Source organism: Rhodanobacter sp. Col0626, from assembly GCF_049994385.1.
GTDB lineage: Bacteria > Pseudomonadota > Gammaproteobacteria > Xanthomonadales > Rhodanobacteraceae > Rhodanobacter.
Window position 1 is genome coordinate 1,928,371 of record NZ_CP188260.1, and the last position, 18,166, is coordinate 1,946,536.

Below are 18,166 nucleotides of genomic sequence, written 5' to 3' on the forward strand. Positions count from 1 at the left end.
CTGGCTGACAGCGATGTCATTGCGCGACGGAAGGTCGTAATCCCTGGCAACCTGCGGTACACCCGGTAATCCGTGCAGGGCGATTCTTGAACTCACATCCCACTCCAGTCACTGGACATCGCATCTCCAACAGCCATGATGCTGCCGCGAATAATGCCGTCTGCTGGTATTGCCGTGCGTGATGCAACCGGCATTTCAGCCGATGCCCCCTGTCGGCAATCGGAGTAATGAAGCTAGCACGCCAATATGACGACCGGACAACCTAGGGGAAACCCTAGGTTGTCCGGTTTATCCGTCAAATGGTACTAACTTAGCGATTATGCATCGGCACAAAGGGCCTGCGAGTTTGTGTGAAGAGCGTCGTTAAAGAGTCACGGAAAGCCGGGTAAATTGGTGCCTTATATCGTTGCGTATACCTTGCCACTCATATGTATGTATACGGGCACATGGGTAAATGTTCGCGTGATTATGTTTCAGGGTCTTCCCGGTGCAGTTCCGCAATCAGTTCCACCCGTTGGGCCGTGACACCGAGGACCAGTCGGCGGCCTTGCGCGTCGAGCACGACGACGCGTTCGCGGGCACCCACCGCAACGGCCTGAACGATTTTCATCGGGCCGCGGTTCCCGCCGCTTCCCAGCGTGCGACCGCGACGCAACCACCACAACAACGCCAGCAGGCCGGCAGTAATCGTTATCAAGGGAACCAGTAGTGCAAACCACATGCCGCCATTGGAAGTAGAGGTCGTCGAAGCCGCACCGGGGTCAAATAATGTGACCACCGCGTTAAGTAGCAATTTGTTCATCAACATTATCGACCTCTGGTTAACAATAGTTATGGCATTGAGACAAGCACGGTGCGATTTCCGCTTAACGCAAGGATATAGGCAACGATGCCTGTGAGCCGCATAGACCGCAAGACGACGGTCCCGAGAAATCCGCCTTCCGGGATGGTCGAGGGCGGTGAGCAGCAAGGGTATGCGTTGATCGACGTGCTGCCCGCACCATGCATCGTGTTCAGCCGCATCGATGGCCAGGCGCTGATGAGCAATGCCGCGTTTCGCGCCGAGTTCTCGCAGTTTGCCGACGCGCCGGAGCGGGCGATCTTCGAGGCGGCATTCGAGTTCGTGGGCGGGCAGGGCGATCAACGCACTTATTACGCCCCGCACAGTCGACGCTGGTATCGCGTGGATCGCCGGGAACTGGCGCTTGGCGTGCCGGCAGAGGCACTGTTTATCACCAACATGAGCGAGTGCATCGAGTCGCTTCGTCGTCACCGCGAACAGCACGAGCAACTGCTGTCGACCTCACGCATGATGAGCGTCGGCGAGATGGCAACCACTTTGGCGCACGAATTGAACCAGCCGCTGGGCGCCGCCATCAACTACCTTTCAGGTTGCGAGCAGATGGCAGTGGCTGCGCCCGACAACGAGCGGCTGTTGCAGGGCATCCGGCTGGCCAGGCGCCAGACGGAGAGGGCGGCGCAGATCATCGGCAGCATCCGGGAGTTCGTGCGCAGCCGGGAACCGCATCGGCAGAATCTGGATCTCCCGCAGCTCATCCAGGGCGTTACCGAATTGCTGCGGCTCGAAGCAGAACAGCACCAGGTCAGCATCCGCCATTCGCTGCCGGCGGAATTGCCGATGATCTTTGCCGATCGGGTGATGATCGAGCAGGTGTTGCTCAACCTCATCAAGAACGCCATCGAGGCGATGCGCGATACCGAGCCATCGCGACGTCTGATCACGGTGTCCGCGCGGGTCGACTACGACGGCATGGTGGAATTGCGCGTGGCCGACCAGGGTTGCGGCATCGACGAGGACGGCATGCGCAAGCTGTTCAGTCCGATGTTCACCACGAAACCCGACGGGCTTGGCATCGGCCTGGCGATCTGCCGATCGATCATCGAATACCACGAAGGGCGCCTGTTCGCCGAGCCCAATCCGGACGGCAGGGGTTGCGCGCTGGTGTTTACAGTACCGCGGGGCGTCGGCGCATGACCGCGATGGCCGACACCCGCATCCATCTGGTCGACGATCATCAGGAGTTCCGCGAATCCTGCGTGTGGATACTGGAGCAGGCCGGCTTTCAGGTGCGGGATTTTTCGAGCGCCGAAGCCTTGTTGAAGGAATTCTCGCGGGAGGCGCCGCCTGCCCGCAGTTGCGTGATCAGTGACATCCGCATGCCCGGCATGAGCGGACTGGAGCTGCAGAGTGAGTTGTCCCATCGCGGCGTTTCGTTGCCGATGATCTTTGTCACCGGGCACGGCGATGTGCCGCTGGCGGTGGATGCCATGCGCCACGGCGCCGCCAATTTCATCGAAAAGCCCTTCGACGCGCCGCTGCTGGTCGAGGCCATCCACACGGCCATGAGCAACCATGCGCCGCGGGCGGCATCGAGCGCGCTGACCACGTTGACGCGGCGCGAGCGGCAGGTACTGGACGGCATCATGGCCGGCAAACTCAACAAGGTGATTGCCGACGACCTGAAAATCAGTCCGAAGACAGTCGAGCTGCATCGGGCCAACCTGATGGCCAAGCTCGGCGCGCACAACGTGGTCGAGCTGACCCGCGTCGTGCTCGGGCAGGGTTGACGGATGAATGCCATGTCGAATGACAGCATCCGTGAGCTGGACGCGTCATGGGAAAACCTGCGCGAAACGGCCCGTGTCCTGTTGGCCAGGGGCAACCATTTGCAGCAGGAAGGCGACGCGGGCGTACTGGAGCTGCGCGCGGGAACCCAGCCACAACCCCCGACGACGGACCAGCGAGTGATGCTGGAATCTCCTGCGTGCAACCTGTCGATCGTGCTGGAGCAGGAACGCGGGGCGAGTCCACTCGGCGACCTGCACTGGCAGGACTACGACGGTGAGGCACGGTTGCTGGCATGGTCGTTGGCGCATGAGGATCTGCTGGCCGCGCTGTCGCAACTTTTTGGGGGCGCCTTGTTGCCGACGGCGTTCCGGACGAGCGTGTCCGACGACCAGGCCTGGCTCGAACTTGCCTGGCGCGACCATGCGAACGGCGAGCAGCGTGGTTGGCTCGGGTTGACGCGCGAGGCCATTCAACCGCTAGCCGATTCGGCTGGGTGGAAACGCGATTCCGGCCGGTTGTCCACGATCGGCCGCATCGACGCGGTGACGCTCAACCTGATCGTTCCCGGTCGGCTGCTGGATGCCGCATCGATGGCCGCCTTGGTGATCGGCGACGTGCTGTTGATGGGCACCGAAGTCGACTGCGAAGGGCGACTGCAGCCTGATCGCGAGAAGACGAAAGATGTGTTCGGACTCCCGGACGGTTGGGCGGTGCGCTTGCAGCAAGGGCAATGGATGGTTACCGCCAAGGCAGTGCTCAACAGCAGTATCGAGCCGGCCAGGCCGCAGTTTTTGATCACCAGCCTGACCGCCCCGCTGGAGGAAGTATCCCGGCTGCAACCCGGCAGCGTGGCAATTCAGGAGGCGTCGTTGATCGGCAGCACGGTCGGCATCGTGCTGCATGGTCGCCGTTTCGGCGAGGGCGAGCTGGTTGGCATGGGCGCATGGCTTGGTGTGCGCATCACCCATAAGGAAGGCGGTCATGGATCTCGGTAATTTTTCGCCCGCCCTCGTCATCACGCTGGTGGTGGCGCTGGCGATGGCGCCGTTCGTGGCGGTGATGGTGACGTCGTTCACCAAGATCGTGGTGGTGTTGAGCCTGCTGCGCAATGCGCTGGGCCTGCAGCAGGTGCCGCCGAACGTGGTGATCAATGGTCTGGCGATCATCCTATCGGTGTACGTGATGAACCCGGTCATCATGGATACCTACAAGGACGCGCAGATACAGATGAGTACGCAGGCGCCTGGGCCGATGACGATGGACAAGCTCGGCCAGATCGTGCAATCCGGAAAGGAGCCCTTGCGACAATTCCTGATCAAGCACAGCCATGACAGTGAACGTGGCTTCTTTCTGCAGAGCGCCAAGCGGCTCTTGCCACCCGATCGCCAGGCGGAGTTGAATGCGGACGACTACATGGTGATCGTGCCGGCGTTCACGGTGAGCGAATTGACCGAGGCGTTCCAGATCGGATTCCTGCTGTTCCTGCCTTTCCTGGTGATTGACCTGGTGGTGTCCAACATCCTGCTCGCGATGGGCATGATGATGTTGTCGCCGACGATGGTCTCGTTGCCGTTCAAGCTGCTGCTGTTCGTGTTGCTCAGTGGCTGGGCCAAACTCATCCACGGCCTCGTGCTGACATATCAGTAGGAGGCGGCATGTACGATCAGGAAATCCAGCTGGCACGCCAGGCCCTGTGGCTGGTGCTGGTGTTGTCGGGGCCACCGATCTTCGCGGCGGCGATCGCCGGCCTGGTGGTGGCCTTCCTGCAGGCCGCCACGCAGATTCAGGAACAGACTTTTCCCTACGCGGTGAAATTCATCGTGGTGGTGCTCGCGTTGCTGGGGACGGCGGCGATGCTCGGCGGTACGCTGTTCAAATTCGCCGACGGATTGTTCAGCGGCTTTCCCGGCATGCTCCATTGATGATCGTCCCGGCCATGACGCCGTTTTCCATCCAGGAGTTGAGCGACCAGCTGACCGGTGTCGCCGTGACCTTGCCGCGCATCGTCGCGGCCTTCCTGGTGTTGCCACTGATGACGTCGGAGACGGTGCCGTCGCTGGTGCGAAACAGTTTCTACGTGAGCCTGGCGATCCTGGCCTATCCGATGGCGGCGGCGGCAAGTCCCGGTACCACCATCATGACCGGCGCCACCTGGGCGCTGGTGCTTGGCAAGGAGGTCTTCATCGGGCTGTTGATCGGATTCTGTTTCGGCATGGTTTTCTGGGCGCTGGCCGCCGCCGGCAGCGTGATCGACACCAAGGCCGGTTCGTCGATGGCCATGGACATGGACCCGATCGCCGGACAGCAGAGCACGCTGTCGAGCGTTTTCCTGATGCAGCTGGCGACATGGTTGTTCATGGTCACCGGCGCGTTCAGCGTGTTTCTCGACCTGCTGATGTCCAGCTATAAGCTGTGGCCCGTGGCGAGCATGCTGCCACCGCTCGAACCCGGCGGCATGGTCTTCTTCGTGAACCAGTTCAGCTACCTCATGACCGCGGTGCTGGTGTTTTCCGCACCCATGCTGGTGGTGATGTCGCTGGTGGATATCGCGCTTGGCCTGGTCAATCGCTACGCGCAACAGCTCAACGTGTTTGCGCTGGCCATGCCGATCAAGTCCTGGGTTTCCACCTGGGTACTGTTACTGGCGCTGGGGGCGATGGTGGAAGTGGTGATGCGCAAACTCTACGAGAACCGCGGTCTGCTGCGCGAACTGCACCACGTGCTGCACTGAGCGGAAAAACGGCGGATCCTCGACCCGGATGGACGGCTATTTCCCGTCGCGCGATTCGCGGATCGACTCCGCCCAGCGCAATAGCTCGGCCACGGCTTCGAAGAAATCGTTGGGCAGGAACTCATCGACCTCGACCTGTTCGTACAACCCGCGGGCCAGCGTCACGTTGCGCATGATCGGCACGCCGGCTTCCTCCGCAGCCTGGCGTATCAAGGCCGCCTGATGGTCCTCGCCCTTGGCGACGACGATCGGGAGGTCGTCCTCGCCGGGTTCGTAGCGGATAGCAATGGCCAGATGGGTGGGGTTGGTCACCACCACGCTGGCCTTGCGCACGCCCGCCAGGGTGTTCTGTTGCGACCACTCCTGGTGCAACTGGCGGCGACGGCCCTTGACCATCGGATCACCCTCGTTGTCTTTCAGCTCTTGCCGGATATCGCGCCGGCTCATGCGCATTTTTTTGGTGAACGCGTAGCGCTGATAGAACGCATCCAGCACGGATACGAAAAAGAACACGAACAGAACGCCGGCGGCGAGCCGCTTGACCGCCATCCAGTGCGCCTCACCGATGGCTTCGGGCGGTGCGTAGGGTAGCAACACGAATTGCCCGATCAGCGAATGCAGCACCCAGACGAACAAGCCGATCAGCAGGCAACTCTTGGCGAACGCCTTGATCACCTCGACCAGGTTTTGTTGCGAGAACAACCGCTTCATCCCTTCGGCGGGATTCACCCGGCTGGCATCGGGCTTGGCCTTCTTGGGTGCGAAAACCGGCCCGACCTGGAGAAACTCAACCAGCACGCCGATGGCCATGGCACCCAAGAGGAACGGCACGGTAAGCCACAGGAACACTTCCACGGTGGCGGCCCCCGCATGCTTCAGGGCCTGGTCGAAGGGCAGGCTGAAATCGAGCATCACCGTGTCGAACAAGCCTTCCAGGCGCGAATGGATCATCGGCATGCCCAGCATGATCATCAGCAGCCACGCCAGCACCAGCGCCGTACTGGTGAGCTCGCGGCTCTTGGGTACGTCGCCGTCCTTGCGCGCGTCGCGCAGACGTTTGGGCGTCGGCTTTTCGGTACGGTCGCCGCTGTCCTGGTTCTTGTCGGCCACGCTTCACCTGCTTGGCATGTCTGGCGCCTGGTGGTTCAGTGTGACCAAACCGGTAAACAGCGGCCACCTAGGGATTATCCCAGCTGCCACCGTACCCCAAAAACGGCCTAGACTTCCGGCCGTAAACCCAATGGCCATTCCAAATCATGAACGTTGGCGATCTCCAATCACGCGCTGCTGCACCGTCCCTCAGTGGGATCGATGCGGTGTCCGGCCGTGCCGGGTTCGCTTCAAAACCGCTCGGCACGGTCAGCGGCAACCAGCTGATCGGCCTGGATGTGTGGGCCGGTGTGGGCGCGTCGGACCGGTCGTTCCATGCCAGCGGCAATTTTCCCGCAACGGCGTCAGGCGACATCGAGCAGGTGGTCGGCCATATCCTGGCGCCGCTGGGCTGATGCTTTCCGGGCGTTGTTTCCTGCACTGCGATGCCACGCCTGGCCGGTTAAGCTACGCCCATGGACCCCGTTTTCCATTCGCTCACCGAGCCGCTGCTGGAAATCACGCGGCGGCTGGTCTCCGCGCTGCAGCAGGAGTCGTCCAGCGACATGCGCCTGGCGCTGGCCAAACGGCTGGTGCGCCAGTTGGGGGACGAGGCTTATCCGGTATTCCTGAAGATCCTGTTGATCGTGGCCGAAAGCGAAGACACGTCGGCGAAACAGCTGGTCACCGATTTGCTGGCTGCCGCCGCGCAACGGATGGATCTGCCTAGCGGGCAGTTGAGTGCGTGGGGCGGCTCCAGCCGTACCGATGATGAGACCCTCACGCCTTCCGGTTCGTCGGCGCCCATGACGCGCAAACGACTGCTCGGCCCGATCGAATATCTGACGGTCTGGTATTGCCAGCAGACCCAGCGGCCGATGCTGGAAGAGCCGCTGTATGCCGATGCCTTGCGCAAGCTGATCAGCCTGTTCGGGCTGAACCCGCAGCTGCGACAACTTTATGCGGACAAGCTGGCCGCCGATGCCAGCAATGAACTCGAAGGCACGTTCACCCGCGACAGTCGCGACATCCTCAACCGGCTTTCGCAGAGCTGGCAGCAGCCGGCGAACACGGCCGAGCAGGTGGTGCAGGCGGCGCTGCGCGGTACCGCGCCCACCGATCCCGTGCCCAGCGGCTGGATTGTGCACAGGCTTTGATCCCGCGAACGTTCGATCAGGTGTAGAGACGTCGCGCCTCGCGCCAGGCGGACGCGTCGAGCTCGTATCGCTGTACCAGGCGTGTCGGATCGCCGTGTACACCCATGTCCTGAAAGCCGAAACGCGTGAGCACGCGGCGAGCCGTCAGATGGTCGCGATGGCAGTAGCCAATCAAGCGGGGAAGTCCGAGTGATTCGAATGCCTGCCGACATAGCAGATGTCCACCCTCGATCGCATACCAGCGGCCCCATACTTCGGGTGTCAGGCGGGCACCGACCTGCACGTCGTCGCTGTCCTCCACGGGCAGCAGCGAAAAGGTACCGATGAAGTGGCCGTCATGGGTATCGGCCCGCCAGACGCCCAGCCCGGGTCGAGTGGCGTAGCAGCGATTGATGCGGGCGACCTGGGCGGCGACATCGATGAATCGCGTCGGACTTTCCACCAGCAGTGGATGCCTCATGGTGCTCGCATACAGCCGACTGAGGTCGGGAATATCCACGTAGCCGATGCTTCTCAGGGTCAGTCGCCGCGAGCAGCCAACCTGGAGTTCGGCAGAATCGCCGGTGTCTTTCGGCGAAGTGGCCGCTGTATCCGGATCGGTAATCTTGCGTGCATTGACTGCGTCCGCGGAAGACGGGATTTCATGGCGGTTCACACGGAATCTCCTGTCCTCGCAAGATCACGCAGCTACGTTGCTGCACATGACCATTTCATGTCATGTCCCACTCTTGACCAACACCGAGGCGTTGCATAGCTCGGGGATTCCCTAGTTCCGACGTTGCCCGCATCGCAGCAACCAGTCCGACCCGGCGACATCGACCTCGGGTTTGCCCTAGGTTGATCACGAACTTGGCCAGTGCACACTCCCGGTACGCAGTTCCCGATCCTCTCCAGCGAGTTCAATCCATGGTCAATGAAGAAGACAATCGTAACGATCTCGTCCGATCGGTATTCGAGGAATTCACGGCATCGCTGGAAGGCGAGTCGGACATCACGCCAGCGGCGCGACGTGAAGCCGTGCAGCTTTTCGATCAGGCCCTGCAAGATGCGGCGAACCAGTCAAAAACGCCGGAAGAGGTCCTGACCGACTGGGAGCAGACAACGCGCGAGTGGGGCGCCTACCTGCAGGCCATGCAAAAGCGTGGCGAGATCAGCGCCACCGGCGTGGCCGACGTCGCGCGGCAATTCGATGAGGTGGCACAGAATCTGCGGGCGATTCGTCAGCGCAACGAAAACCCATCCGCCGACGCCAATGACCGTCCCGCCGCACCGTTGCCGCAAGGCATGCCGTCCGACCTGGCGCGCGCGTTCGAACAGAAGCTCCAGAAGTCCTAGGTACGGTCCTAGCTAGGGTCCGTCCTAGCTGTTCAGGCGTAGGGCGATAGCGACAATGGAACCGTACCAGCGCCAACAGCTTTCGAATTTCGGCAAACGGATCACGCAACTCAAATCCATCCAGGAGAATCGACATGTCCGTCAGCGGCACACAGAACATTTCTTTTTCGACCCCGGTTGATAGCGCAAGCGATGGCAGCTGGATGGCAGCACTCGCCAAGGCGCTCTCGAAGGCCATGACTTCGCTGCAGAACCGCATGGTGGCGGACGGCAAGGCGATGGATACCGGCGGCAAGAGCACCTCGGCCGGCAACGACGCCAACACCGATCTGCAGGTCGCGACCCAGCAATACTCGCTGCTCGTCACCGCCATCAGCACCGTGATGAAGTCGGTGGGAGACGCGGACAACACCTTGGTGCAGAAGGGCTGACAAGCCCGCGCTCGAGGCACTCAAAAGCGCCAGCAACTGCCTGGCGCTTTTGTTTTTCCGGTCATGCGGCAGCGAGTTCGTCCTTCAACCTGTCTCGCTCACCGTGATCGCCGGTTCCGATACCCCAGACTCCCCACGTCGTCATCTGCGAGCATCGCCATGTTTCCTGTCGACTCCAATTCCTCCGTCCGCTACGTTGCACAGTCATCGCTTCCGCCGCCTCGCGTGACGGTCAAGCCACACGATACGGTGGAAAGCATCGCCAAGACCTTCCATGTCACGCCGGAGGAACTGGCACGCAGCAACCATATCGCCACGACGACGACGCTTGCCGTCGGACAGAAATTGACGCTTCCGCCGAACGCGGTGCAGCCAGTGCAGACGGAGGCCGCGCCGCAAACCACACAGACCCCGTCGCAGAAGACCGATGCCGCCTACAAGGCCTACCAGCAAGCGAAAACCCTGCTGGCCAGCGACAAGCGATCGCCGGCTGGACATGCCGATGTCAATGCGGACAGCGCCGCCGCCGCACAGGCGAAGCAGGCGTTCGATACCGCGCTGAAGGCAGAGATCGCCGGCAACGTCGCCACCGCGAATGCCGGCGTACCCCCGCAATACCGCACGCCGGAAAGTCAGCAGATCACGCAGTTTGGCGACGATATCCTCAAGCGCTACGCGAGCGATTCGTCGGCGCAAGCAGACATCAAAAGTGTCGTCGCCGATTATCAGGTGCAGCGTCAGGCGGAAAACCTGATACCCGGCTATAGCGGCGACTGGAGCGCTGCCGACAAACTGAAGGGCATCATCCTGCAGGGCCAGCCGCAAGCGGTGATCGACAAGGTGCTCGCCGATCCGCGTGTGCAGGGCTGGCTGAAGCAGGCGGCGGCGGATGTCGGCAAACCTTACGATGGCGTTTCCGAAAAGGCCGCGGGAGAAGATCAGCAGGCCGCGCTCGACGCCTCGAAACAACTGCTCGATGCAACCTCCGGCATGCCACCACAACTGGCTGCCGAATTGGTCCGGCAAAGCATGCCCACGATCCAGAAGATCGCCGGCGTGGATGCGAACTACAGTGGTTCAGGCCCGTTCGACAATCTGTCGCGTGTGGTCGGCGCGCTGGGCGATACCACCGAGGCAAAGCAGCTCACCACCGAGATCGCCAGCGCCTATTCGCAGCAGCTGAAAACCTGGTCGGGAAGATTCGAGGATCCGTTCACCGGTTCGATCAAGACGACGGTCGCCGATGGCGCCAGCCCCGCACTCTCGCTGGAGCTCGCCAAGCAATTGCAGCAGGCTGGCAAGGACCAGGACGCGGGCGCGATCCTCAACGATGTGGAGAAAGGCGTGGAGGGTCTGCAGGCCACCGCCAAACACGACCTTGAGGATTACGCGAAGCTGACCGAAAAACTCAACTGGGCGATCAAGAACCTTGGGCCCAACCTCACGCCCGAGCAACTCGACAAGGGCATCCAGACCTGGATCGACAAACAACCGCAGGACTGGAAAGACAAGTTTCAGGCAGCGCAACAGAAAATGATCAGCGACGGCAAGGCGATCATCGCCGATATCGGTGCACTGACCTCGCTGCCTCCCGAGCTGAAGGCGACATCGTCCGGCGCGATCGAGGCGCTCAAGCAGAGTCTGGCCAACGACAAGGACACGCAGAGCGTTCTGCAGTTTGCCATGAGCAAGGATTCCACCCTGTTCGCCGGCAAATCAGGCGATGCCGCGGCTTCGTTCCTCACCGAGGCCTGCGCCAAAAGCAAGGAGTTCGTCGCCAAGCTCGGACCCGCCTATGTATCGGCGCAAGTGCTGCCGGCGCTCAGCACGCTCAACCCGAACGATCCGGCCAGTGTGCAGAAGGCGTATCAGACGCTGGAGAGTTTCCGGACCAAAGCCGCCGCGATGCTCGGCGTTCCGCAGTCCGAAGTGGATGCGGGCGTCAAGCAGCTCAAGACCATCATCGCCGACCTGCACAACGAATCGTTGCAGGATGCGATGGGTGCCAAAGGCCTCAAGGCGCTCGACAAGACGACCTCCGAGTTGGGCGAACTCAAGGAGATGACGTTCTCCAACGGTACGGCGGGCATTCTGTTCCGTACGCTGGGCCTGGGCATCGCCGGTGCGTCGTTGATGAATTATGCCGGCAGATCCATCGATGATCCGAAGGTGTCCAACATCCTCTACACGATGGCTGCCACGGTTGGCCTGGCGCAGGATGCCGGATCGTTTGCGACCACCGTGAAGCTTGTCGATGACGGCGGCTCGCTCAGCCAGTGGGCCACGGCAACGTCGCTGGCCGGAAGAATCACCGAGAAATTTGTGGGCGTGCTGAGTGCCGGTGCGTTCGCCGCAGGCGTTTTCGAAAGCACCGCAGACCACAATCCCGCCGGCGCGATCTTCAATGGTGTCGGCGTGGCCGGTTCGCTGTTGGCCACATTTGGTGAGGCTGCCGGACTGGGTTCGTGGGCGGGGCCGGTCGGGGTGGGCGTGGCGTTTGTGGCTGCTGCGGGAGTTGCCCTGGTGGAATATCGCGCCAACATGGACGAGCATACGGAACTGTCCGAGGAGTTCTATGAGGACGCGGGCGTCAACGAAAACGTCAAGGATCCCGATCAGCGGGAAGCTTCGTTGAAGGCGTTGGCCAGCGAGGCCTCGGGCCAGACCACCCAGTTGCAAAAGGGCATGAACCTGTCCCCCGAGGCTTTGCAGGCACTGGCCGTTTCGCATCCGGAATTGTTTGACGTCAATCCGAGTCAGACCCAGGCGGTCATCAACGCCGCCAAGGCCTGCGGCATCAGTAGCGAAGATTTCGGTGGTTTCGTGGACAGCCTGGAGAAAGGCAACCCGCAATACCTCAGCCTGCTCGGTGCACAAGATATGTCCGGCACCTCCGGGTCCCATCCTCTTTCCTACGCGGCGCAGCTATTCGAAACGGCATCGCACATTCCCGGCGTATTGGCCTATATCCAGGCGCACGCACCGCAAAGCGTCGGGGCGGAAGCCGATGCCAGGCGGCACGCTGACCGTGACTATGAAATAGCGAGCGGGGGCGATCAGGTGCAAATAGCCAATCTGCTCAAAGGCAATCACGATACGGCGTATCGGGCGGAGATCATCAAGATTCTGAAAGACAGCAACCGCCTGGACGGTTTCGTGAAGCAATTCGACACTCAGGGTTCTTATCAGTACAACGACTGGCCGGAGGCCGTTCGGGACGGAATCCTGGCTGCCGAAGGCACCGGTGTGCTGTCCCAGGAACAAGGCCAGGTATACGTCAACGAGCTGGGTTGATCCGTGCGGTCACTGGTCGCTGCGGTGACGGGCGGGGAGGGGAACGATTTTCCGCACATGGGGCGTGTCGACCGCGCAGCTGATTCGCGGTCATGATCCGATGGATGGAGCATTGACCAAAAACAGAGGCGCCTCATCGGCGCCTCTGCGATACGCGGCACGGTGACTGCCCTTCAGGGGATCGATTCGAACAACCGCCGTGTTGTCTCGCCATCACGGCGGCCCAGCGCAGCGGCGGCGTCGGCCAGCCAGAGGTTCGCGCTGACCTTGCCGTCATCCTGCAATCGCTGTTTGTATTCCGTTGCGATTTCCGCCACGGCCGCGGCGAGTTCCTGCTCGCGCTCGTCATAGTGGCGAATGAGTGCACCTTCGTCGGCATCGTTCAGCTGCGCGTCCGTGCGCCATTGGCCCACCAGCTCGATCCAGCCCTGGCGATCGTTTCCGCTATCGGTATTCATGTGCTCAGTCGAATACGGCGTTGAAGGCGCTTTCGTACGCTTTTTCGAAGATGTCGCGTGCGTCGCCCGCCGGCAGCAGTTTGGCTGCCACTTGCTCGACTTGCTTCATGAAGAAATTGGCCACCTTGTCGACGAGGTCACCGAGAAAGCCGCCCGTGATGCGACCAAGAAAGCCGCCGAGTGGACCTCCGAGCATCGTGCCCAGGGTGGCGCCGAGGGTGTGACCCAGAAAGTGTGTGATTCCGCCGAACAAGGACATGACTGTCTCCCGTGATGGTTTCGGTTCGACCGTATTGCCGCACGGCCTACAACTGGGAGTGTCCGGCGCCGGAAGGTGGGATGTCAGCTGGGAGCCGCCCTAGAGTGGGGAATTCCCTAGGGTGCGTCGCTCCATTTGCCATCTCGGGCATCATGGCGACGGAATCTCTCAAAAGGCGTATTGCCCATGAAACCATCCATGTTCCCCACCCGCCGTCACGGGATCACCCGACGTCTTGCAGCATGGCCGACAGCAGCCTTGCTCCTGGCGATGAACGCTCCGGTCCTGGCGGCGAATTGCGATAGCGCCAACAACACCGTGCAGATGAACGCGTGCATGGCCGACGAAGTGAAGGCCGCGGACCTCACGTTGAACCACACTTACCAGCGCGTGCTCGCGACCTTGAATGGCGCGGACAGCGACCAGCAGCAGTCGTATCCCGCCTCGACCAAGGCAGCGCTGATCGAGGCCGAACGGGCGTGGGTCAAATACCGCGATGCGGACTGCAAGGCCGTCTACAACCACTGGAAGGGCGGCACCATTCGTACATCGATGGAGCTGGGTTGCCGGCAGGAACGGGCCGAACAACGGACGCGACAACTCGAAGCCTTCCTGGAGAAACCCTGAAGCCGGTCCGATAGCCGAAGCTGGAACAAGGGCGGCCGTCGATGACCGGCTGGCCAAAACCGGAAGGAAGAAAAGGCTCGCATGGCAGCGGGCCTTCCTGACTTCAATCAAACCGGAAGAGACGAAGGCCGGCTTGTGGGTGATCTTCCAGACTCAATAAACCCGGAAAAGACGAAGGCCGCCTTGTAGGGTGGCCTTCCTGACTTCAATCAAACCCGGAAAAGACGAAGGCCGCCTTGTAGGGCGGCCTTCGTTTACAATTGGTGCCCAGGAGAGGACTCGAACCTCCACGGAGTTGCCCCCGCTAGCACCTGAAGCTAGTGCGTCTACCAATTCCGCCACCTGGGCAGGTGTCACGTCGCTCAGCGAGCTGCGTGAGCCGCGTAATTTAGGCATCTGTTGACGGCTTGTCAACACTTTTCACATCCATTCGCTGCGACGTGGCATTCTCCGCGGCGCAAACATCACAAGGACATTGAGTGACCAGAAAAACTCCCCCCCATTCCGGTAATCCCCCCGACACGCGCCCTGCAAAGCGGCCCGCCAAGCGGACATCGCAATCCGCCCCCGCGCCGGGCAAGCGCAACAAGGCTGCCACCGGCGCCGGGCGCGATCCGCATGCCGAACGCGAGGCGCAGCGTTACGCGCGCCCGATCCCCAGCCGCGAGGCGATCCTTGCCCTGCTCGAAGAGCGCGGCGAACTGCTGACCGAGGCGCGCATTGCCGAGGCGCTGACGATCCACGACGAAACCGACCTCGAGGCATTGCGCAAGCGGCTGGCAGCGATGGTGCGCGACGGCCAGCTGTTGCTGGGGCGGCGCGGCGGCTATGCGCCGACCCAGAAGCTCGACCTGATCGCCGGCCGCGTGTTGGCCAACGCCGAGGGCTACGGTTTCCTGCGTCCGGATGAAGGCGGCGACGATCTGTATCTGTCGCCCCAGCAAATGCGCGCGGTGATGCATGGGGACCGCGTGCTGGCCAGTGTGGTCGGCATCGACCGCCGCGGCCGCAAGCAGGGCGCGATCGCCGAAGTGCTGGAACGGCGTTCGCCGCGGCTGGTCGGCAGGGTGGTGATCGAGAACGGCGTGACCCTGGTGGCGCCGGATGACCGTCGTCTGAACCAGGACGTGATGATCAAGCCGGGCCAGGAGCAGGGCGCTCGTTCCGGCCAGATCGTGGTGGTCGAAATCACCGCGCCGCCTACCTCGCAGCGTGGTCCGATGGGCGAGATTCGCGCGGTACTCGGTGAGCGGCTGCAACCATCACTGGTCGTGGAAATGGCGATCGCCAGCCACGACCTGCCGCACGAATGGCCGGCTGAGGTATTGCGCGATGCGGCCCAGGTGGAAGCGGTGGTGACCGCTGCCGAACGCGAAGGCCGCACCGACATCCGCAAGCTGCCGCTGGTGACCATCGACGGCGCCGACGCGCGCGACTTCGATGATGCGGTCTATGCCGAGCCCAAGCGTGGCGGCGGCTGGCGCCTGATCGTGGCGATCGCCGACGTATCGCATTACGTACAGGTCGGCAACGCACTGGATCGCGAAGCTTATGAGCGCAGCACCTCGACCTATTTTCCCGGTTTCGTGGTGCCGATGCTGCCGGAGACGTTGTCCAACGGCATCTGCTCGCTGAACCCGAATGTCGAGCGGCTGTGCATGGTGTGCGACATGCAGGTCGATGCCGAAGGCAATGTCAGCAAATCGAAGTTCTATGACGCGGTGATGCTGTCGCATGCGCGGCTCACCTACGACAAGGTGTGGGAGGCGGTGGGCCTGCGCGAGAAGGACGCACGCCACGAAGTGGCCGACGTACTGCCGCAGCTGGAGAACCTGCACGCGCTGTACAAGGCGATGGCCGGTCAGCGCAAGCGCCGCGGCGCGATCGACTTCGAAACACCGGAAGTGAAGTTCCGCCTCGACCAGACCGGCAGCGTGGAATCGATGGGTGCCACCGAGCGCAACGACGCGCACAAGCTGATCGAGGAATGCATGATCGCCGCCAACGTGCAGGCGGCGCTGTTCCTGGAGAAGAAGAAAATTCCGGCATTGTTCCGCGCGCACGAGCCGCCGCCGGCGGAAAAGTACGAAGACCTGCAGCAGTTCCTGCGCGAGTTCAAGCTGCGCATGCCGCCGGTGGACGAGGTGACCCCGGCGGATTTCGCCGAGATCCTGCGCATGGTGCATGAGCGCCCCGAGCGCGAGCTGATCCAGAACGTGTTGCTGCGTTCGCAGAGCATGGCTGCCTACCAGCCCGATAACCGCGGCCATTTCGGCCTCGCGCTGCAGGCGTATGCACACTTCACGTCGCCGATCCGCCGTTATCCGGATCTGCTGGTGCATCGGGCGATCCGCTTCGCGCTGACCGGCCGCAAACCCGCCGACTACACCTACAGCCCGGGCGATATGGCAGCGATGGCGATCCACTGCTCGCAGCGCGAGCGCCGTGCCGAGGAGGCCGAGCGCGATGTGGACGAGCGCTTCAAATGCGCGTGGATGGAGAAACACATCGGCAGCGAGTTCGACGGTGTGGTCACCGGCGTCACCTCGTTCGGCCTGTTCGTGGAACTGGACGAGTCGAAAGTGTCCGGCCTGGTGCACATCAGCCAGCTGGCGAACGACTACTACCATTTCGACGCGACCCGCAAATTGCTGAAAGGCGAGCGCACCGGCGCTCAATTCCGTCTGGGCGACCACGTACGCATCCAGGTGCTGCGCGCCAGCTTGGAGGATCGCAAGATCGACTTCAGGCTGGTCTCGCCACGTACGCCAGCCACGCCACCGTCAGGCAGCGGCAAGGCCTATGACTACGCGGCCAGTGGCGAGCGTTATTCGTTGCCGAAGAAAGCGTCCGCCACGACCAAGGCGCCGAGCATGTTCGGTCGCGCGGCCAAGGCGATCGGTCGCGCATTCGGCCGCAAGGAAGCCGAGGTTGCGGCACCAGCGCCGCGCAAGGCCGCGGTGAGCGATAATTCCACGTCACGCAGCACGCAGACTGATTCAACGCGTCGGCCTGTGGGCGAGCAGCGTCAGGCGCGCAAATCCGAGCCGTCTTCGGATCGTCGTCCGCGCAAGGCCGGATCGGCCAAACGCGAGCCGGCACCGGCTGCGGCGACTGCACCGAAAAAGAGTTCCAGGCGTCGATCGAAACCGAAACCGAAAGGCCAGTCATGAGCGAGAGTTGGATCGTCGGTATCAATCCCGTCGAAGGTGCGCTGAGCAACGATGCCGAGCGCGTGCGCGAAGTGCTGGTCGAGAACGGCCAGCGCAACGCCCGTGTGCTGGACCTGGCCGAGCGCGCGAAGAAACTGAATATCCCGGTGCAGCATCGGCCGCGTGACGAGTTGGACAGGCTCGCCGGTGAAGCAAGGCACCAGGGTGTGGTGGCGCGATACGAAGCCGCGCCGTCGGCGCACGAAAACGACCTGGCCGGCCTGCTGGAGCGTGACGGCAGCGACACGCTGATTCTCGTGCTCGACGGCGTCACCGATCCGCACAATCTCGGCGCGTGTTTGCGCAGTGCGGCCGCGGCGAAAGTCACCGCGGTGATCGTGCCCAAGGATCGTGCCGTCGGGCTGACCCCGGTGGTGCGCCGTGCCTCCGCGGGCGGCGCCGACCGGGTACCTCTGATCGCGGTCACCAACCTGGCTCGAACCCTGCGCGAGCTGAAGGATGCCGGCGTGTGGATCACCGGCCTGGCCGGCGATACCGATACCACCGTCTACGGCGTCGACTTCAGGGGGCCGGTGGCGTTGGTGCTGGGCAGCGAAGGCGAGGGCATTCGTCGGCTGACCCGCGAGCTCTGCGATTTCGTGGCCAAGATCCCGATGCCGGGCACGATGGAAAGTCTCAACGTCTCGGTGGCCACCGGCGTGGTGTTGTTCGAGGCCTTGCGCCAGCGGAGTGCGAAGCGATGACTACCTTGTTCTGGCACGACTGGGCCGGTTACGTCGGCGTGGTATTGGTGTTGCTGGCTTTCCTGCTGTTGCAGGCACACAAGCTGCACGGCAATGGCCTGACCTACCAGTTGATGAATGTGTTCGGCGCCCTCGGTGTGCTGTTGTCCCTGGTGTTTGGCAGTTTCAACACGTCCGCCTTCGTCATGGAAGCGGTATGGCTGCTGATCAGCATCTACGGCATCGTGCGCGGGTTGCGCCTGCGTCGCCAGAAACGGGCAGGCGAGCCGTAGGCGAACA

General features: G+C 62.4%; 20 protein-coding genes and 1 tRNA gene. 15 read left to right on the top strand and 6 right to left on the bottom strand.

The annotated features are described in order from the left end of the window. Positions 1-466: 466 nt before the first annotated feature. Entirely contained in the window at positions 467-802 is a 336-nt protein-coding gene (fliO, locus tag ACPPVV_RS08105) for a flagellar biosynthetic protein FliO (RefSeq protein ID WP_426702945.1), read from the bottom strand. Between the two features lie 87 nt (positions 803-889). On the opposite strand from fliO, the gene ACPPVV_RS08110 reads away from it, so the two are divergent. Genes ACPPVV_RS08110 through sctT form a run of 6 tightly spaced genes read left to right on the top strand, consistent with a single transcriptional unit; the run spans position 890 to position 5,321 of the window. After that, positions 890-1,996, top strand: a complete 1,107-nt coding sequence (locus tag ACPPVV_RS08110) for a sensor histidine kinase (protein WP_426702946.1) — start codon at positions 890-892, stop codon at positions 1,994-1,996. Then, a complete protein-coding gene (locus ACPPVV_RS08115; protein WP_426702947.1) occupies positions 1,993-2,589 on the top strand; it encodes a response regulator transcription factor in 597 nt (198 codons plus the stop codon). Before ACPPVV_RS08110 ends, ACPPVV_RS08115 begins: the two co-directional genes overlap by 4 nt. Before the next feature lie 12 nt (positions 2,590-2,601). After that, positions 2,602-3,585 carry a hypothetical protein gene (locus ACPPVV_RS08120; protein WP_426702948.1) on the top strand — a complete coding sequence of 328 codons (984 nt, stop codon included), beginning with the start codon at positions 2,602-2,604 and terminating at the stop codon, positions 3,583-3,585. After that, a complete protein-coding gene (gene sctR / locus ACPPVV_RS08125; protein WP_426702949.1) occupies positions 3,572-4,237 on the top strand; it encodes a type III secretion system export apparatus subunit SctR in 666 nt (221 codons plus the stop codon). Before ACPPVV_RS08120 ends, sctR begins: the two co-directional genes overlap by 14 nt. Positions 4,238-4,245: 8 nt before the next feature. Further along, on the top strand, positions 4,246-4,512 hold the full coding sequence (gene sctS / locus ACPPVV_RS08130) for a type III secretion system export apparatus subunit SctS (protein WP_426702950.1): 267 nt from the start codon (positions 4,246-4,248) through the stop codon (positions 4,510-4,512). Between the two features lie 14 nt (positions 4,513-4,526). After that, positions 4,527-5,321: a type III secretion system export apparatus subunit SctT gene (gene sctT / locus ACPPVV_RS08135; RefSeq protein ID WP_426702951.1), complete on the top strand. Its 795-nt coding sequence runs from the start codon at positions 4,527-4,529 to the stop codon at positions 5,319-5,321. Positions 5,322-5,357: 36 nt separating this feature from the next. On the opposite strand, the gene sctU is transcribed toward sctT, so the two are convergent. Then, positions 5,358-6,431, bottom strand: a complete 1,074-nt coding sequence (gene sctU, locus ACPPVV_RS08140) for a type III secretion system export apparatus subunit SctU (RefSeq protein ID WP_426702952.1) — start codon at positions 6,429-6,431, stop codon at positions 5,358-5,360. A 206-nt stretch (positions 6,432-6,637) separates the two neighbouring features. Here sctU and ACPPVV_RS08145 point away from each other — a divergent pair, with 206 nt between their 5' ends. Together ACPPVV_RS08145 and ACPPVV_RS08150 are read left to right on the top strand one after the other, a co-directional pair. Continuing rightward, positions 6,638-6,826 (top strand): hypothetical protein, encoded by a 189-nt coding sequence (locus ACPPVV_RS08145; protein WP_426702953.1) that lies wholly within the window; start codon positions 6,638-6,640, stop codon positions 6,824-6,826. 60 nt (positions 6,827-6,886) lie between these two features. Beyond that, positions 6,887-7,567, top strand: a complete 681-nt coding sequence (locus ACPPVV_RS08150; protein WP_426702954.1) for a hypothetical protein — start codon at positions 6,887-6,889, stop codon at positions 7,565-7,567. Positions 7,568-7,583: 16 nt separating this feature from the next. Here ACPPVV_RS08150 and ACPPVV_RS08155 read toward each other — a convergent pair whose 3' ends face one another. Next, entirely contained in the window at positions 7,584-8,222 is a 639-nt protein-coding gene (locus ACPPVV_RS08155) for a GNAT family N-acetyltransferase (RefSeq protein ID WP_426702955.1), read from the bottom strand. Positions 8,223-8,404: 182 nt separating this feature from the next. Between ACPPVV_RS08155 and ACPPVV_RS08160 the strand changes: the two genes are divergently transcribed. The 3 genes from ACPPVV_RS08160 (at position 8,405) to ACPPVV_RS08170 (ending at position 12,627) form a co-directional block, all read left to right on the top strand. Continuing rightward, the gene (locus ACPPVV_RS08160; protein WP_426702956.1) at positions 8,405-8,902 is read left to right on the top strand and encodes a hypothetical protein; all 498 of its coding nucleotides are present in this window, start codon (positions 8,405-8,407) and stop codon (positions 8,900-8,902) included. A gap of 134 nt (positions 8,903-9,036) precedes the next feature. Continuing rightward, entirely contained in the window at positions 9,037-9,333 is a 297-nt protein-coding gene (locus ACPPVV_RS08165; protein ID WP_426702957.1) for a hypothetical protein, read from the top strand. Positions 9,334-9,492: 159 nt separating this feature from the next. Beyond that, entirely contained in the window at positions 9,493-12,627 is a 3,135-nt protein-coding gene (locus ACPPVV_RS08170; RefSeq protein ID WP_426702958.1) for a LysM peptidoglycan-binding domain-containing protein, read from the top strand. A 173-nt stretch (positions 12,628-12,800) separates the two neighbouring features. On the opposite strand, the gene ACPPVV_RS08175 is transcribed toward ACPPVV_RS08170, so the two are convergent. Then, positions 12,801-13,085 carry a hypothetical protein gene (locus ACPPVV_RS08175; RefSeq protein WP_426702959.1) on the bottom strand — a complete coding sequence of 95 codons (285 nt, stop codon included), beginning with the start codon at positions 13,083-13,085 and terminating at the stop codon, positions 12,801-12,803. Positions 13,086-13,089: 4 nt separating this feature from the next. Beyond that, entirely contained in the window at positions 13,090-13,344 is a 255-nt protein-coding gene (locus ACPPVV_RS08180) for a hypothetical protein (protein ID WP_426702960.1), read from the bottom strand. Between the two features lie 186 nt (positions 13,345-13,530). Here ACPPVV_RS08180 and ACPPVV_RS08185 point away from each other — a divergent pair, with 186 nt between their 5' ends. Then, positions 13,531-13,971, top strand: coding sequence for a lysozyme inhibitor LprI family protein (locus tag ACPPVV_RS08185; protein ID WP_426702961.1), 441 nt, complete (start codon positions 13,531-13,533; stop codon positions 13,969-13,971). A gap of 261 nt (positions 13,972-14,232) precedes the next feature. Here the strand turns inward: ACPPVV_RS08185 and ACPPVV_RS08190 are convergent. After that, positions 14,233-14,319 (bottom strand) — tRNA-Leu (locus ACPPVV_RS08190). 131 nt (positions 14,320-14,450) lie between these two features. Here ACPPVV_RS08190 and rnr point away from each other — a divergent pair. Genes rnr through ACPPVV_RS08205 form a run of 3 tightly spaced genes read left to right on the top strand, consistent with a single transcriptional unit; the run spans position 14,451 to position 18,159 of the window. After that, positions 14,451-17,144: a ribonuclease R gene (gene rnr, locus ACPPVV_RS08195; protein ID WP_426702962.1), complete on the top strand. Its 2,694-nt coding sequence runs from the start codon at positions 14,451-14,453 to the stop codon at positions 17,142-17,144. Next, a complete protein-coding gene (rlmB, locus tag ACPPVV_RS08200) occupies positions 17,141-17,887 on the top strand; it encodes a 23S rRNA (guanosine(2251)-2'-O)-methyltransferase RlmB (protein WP_426702963.1) in 747 nt (248 codons plus the stop codon). The genes rnr and rlmB overlap by 4 nt, the downstream gene beginning before the upstream one ends. Next, entirely contained in the window at positions 17,884-18,159 is a 276-nt protein-coding gene (locus ACPPVV_RS08205) for a CBU_0592 family membrane protein (protein ID WP_426702964.1), read from the top strand. Before rlmB ends, ACPPVV_RS08205 begins: the two co-directional genes overlap by 4 nt. Positions 18,160-18,166 lie beyond the last annotated feature (7 nt).

Excerpts from the sequence above, each read along its gene's own strand:
- ACPPVV_RS08115 (WP_426702947.1), top strand. The coding sequence starts at position 1,993 with ATGACCGCGATGGCCGACACCCGCATCCATCTGGTCGACGATCATCAG.
- rlmB (WP_426702963.1), top strand. The coding sequence starts at position 17,141 with ATGAGCGAGAGTTGGATCGTCGGTATCAATCCCGTCGAAGGTGCGCTG.
- sctT (WP_426702951.1), top strand. The coding sequence starts at position 4,527 with ATGACGCCGTTTTCCATCCAGGAGTTGAGCGACCAGCTGACCGGTGTC.
- ACPPVV_RS08205 (WP_426702964.1), top strand. The coding sequence starts at position 17,884 with ATGACTACCTTGTTCTGGCACGACTGGGCCGGTTACGTCGGCGTGGTA.
- ACPPVV_RS08150 (WP_426702954.1), top strand. The coding sequence starts at position 6,887 with ATGGACCCCGTTTTCCATTCGCTCACCGAGCCGCTGCTGGAAATCACG.
- ACPPVV_RS08110 (WP_426702946.1), top strand. The coding sequence starts at position 890 with ATGCCTGTGAGCCGCATAGACCGCAAGACGACGGTCCCGAGAAATCCG.
- ACPPVV_RS08120 (WP_426702948.1), top strand. The coding sequence starts at position 2,602 with ATGTCGAATGACAGCATCCGTGAGCTGGACGCGTCATGGGAAAACCTG.
- ACPPVV_RS08170 (WP_426702958.1), top strand. The coding sequence starts at position 9,493 with ATGTTTCCTGTCGACTCCAATTCCTCCGTCCGCTACGTTGCACAGTCA.
- ACPPVV_RS08165 (WP_426702957.1), top strand. The coding sequence starts at position 9,037 with ATGTCCGTCAGCGGCACACAGAACATTTCTTTTTCGACCCCGGTTGAT.
- sctS (WP_426702950.1), top strand. The coding sequence starts at position 4,246 with ATGTACGATCAGGAAATCCAGCTGGCACGCCAGGCCCTGTGGCTGGTG.
- ACPPVV_RS08185 (WP_426702961.1), top strand. The coding sequence starts at position 13,531 with ATGAAACCATCCATGTTCCCCACCCGCCGTCACGGGATCACCCGACGT.
- ACPPVV_RS08180 (WP_426702960.1), bottom strand. The coding sequence starts at position 13,344 with ATGTCCTTGTTCGGCGGAATCACACACTTTCTGGGTCACACCCTCGGC.
- fliO (WP_426702945.1), bottom strand. The coding sequence starts at position 802 with ATGAACAAATTGCTACTTAACGCGGTGGTCACATTATTTGACCCCGGT.
- sctR (WP_426702949.1), top strand. The coding sequence starts at position 3,572 with ATGGATCTCGGTAATTTTTCGCCCGCCCTCGTCATCACGCTGGTGGTG.
- ACPPVV_RS08175 (WP_426702959.1), bottom strand. The coding sequence starts at position 13,085 with ATGAATACCGATAGCGGAAACGATCGCCAGGGCTGGATCGAGCTGGTG.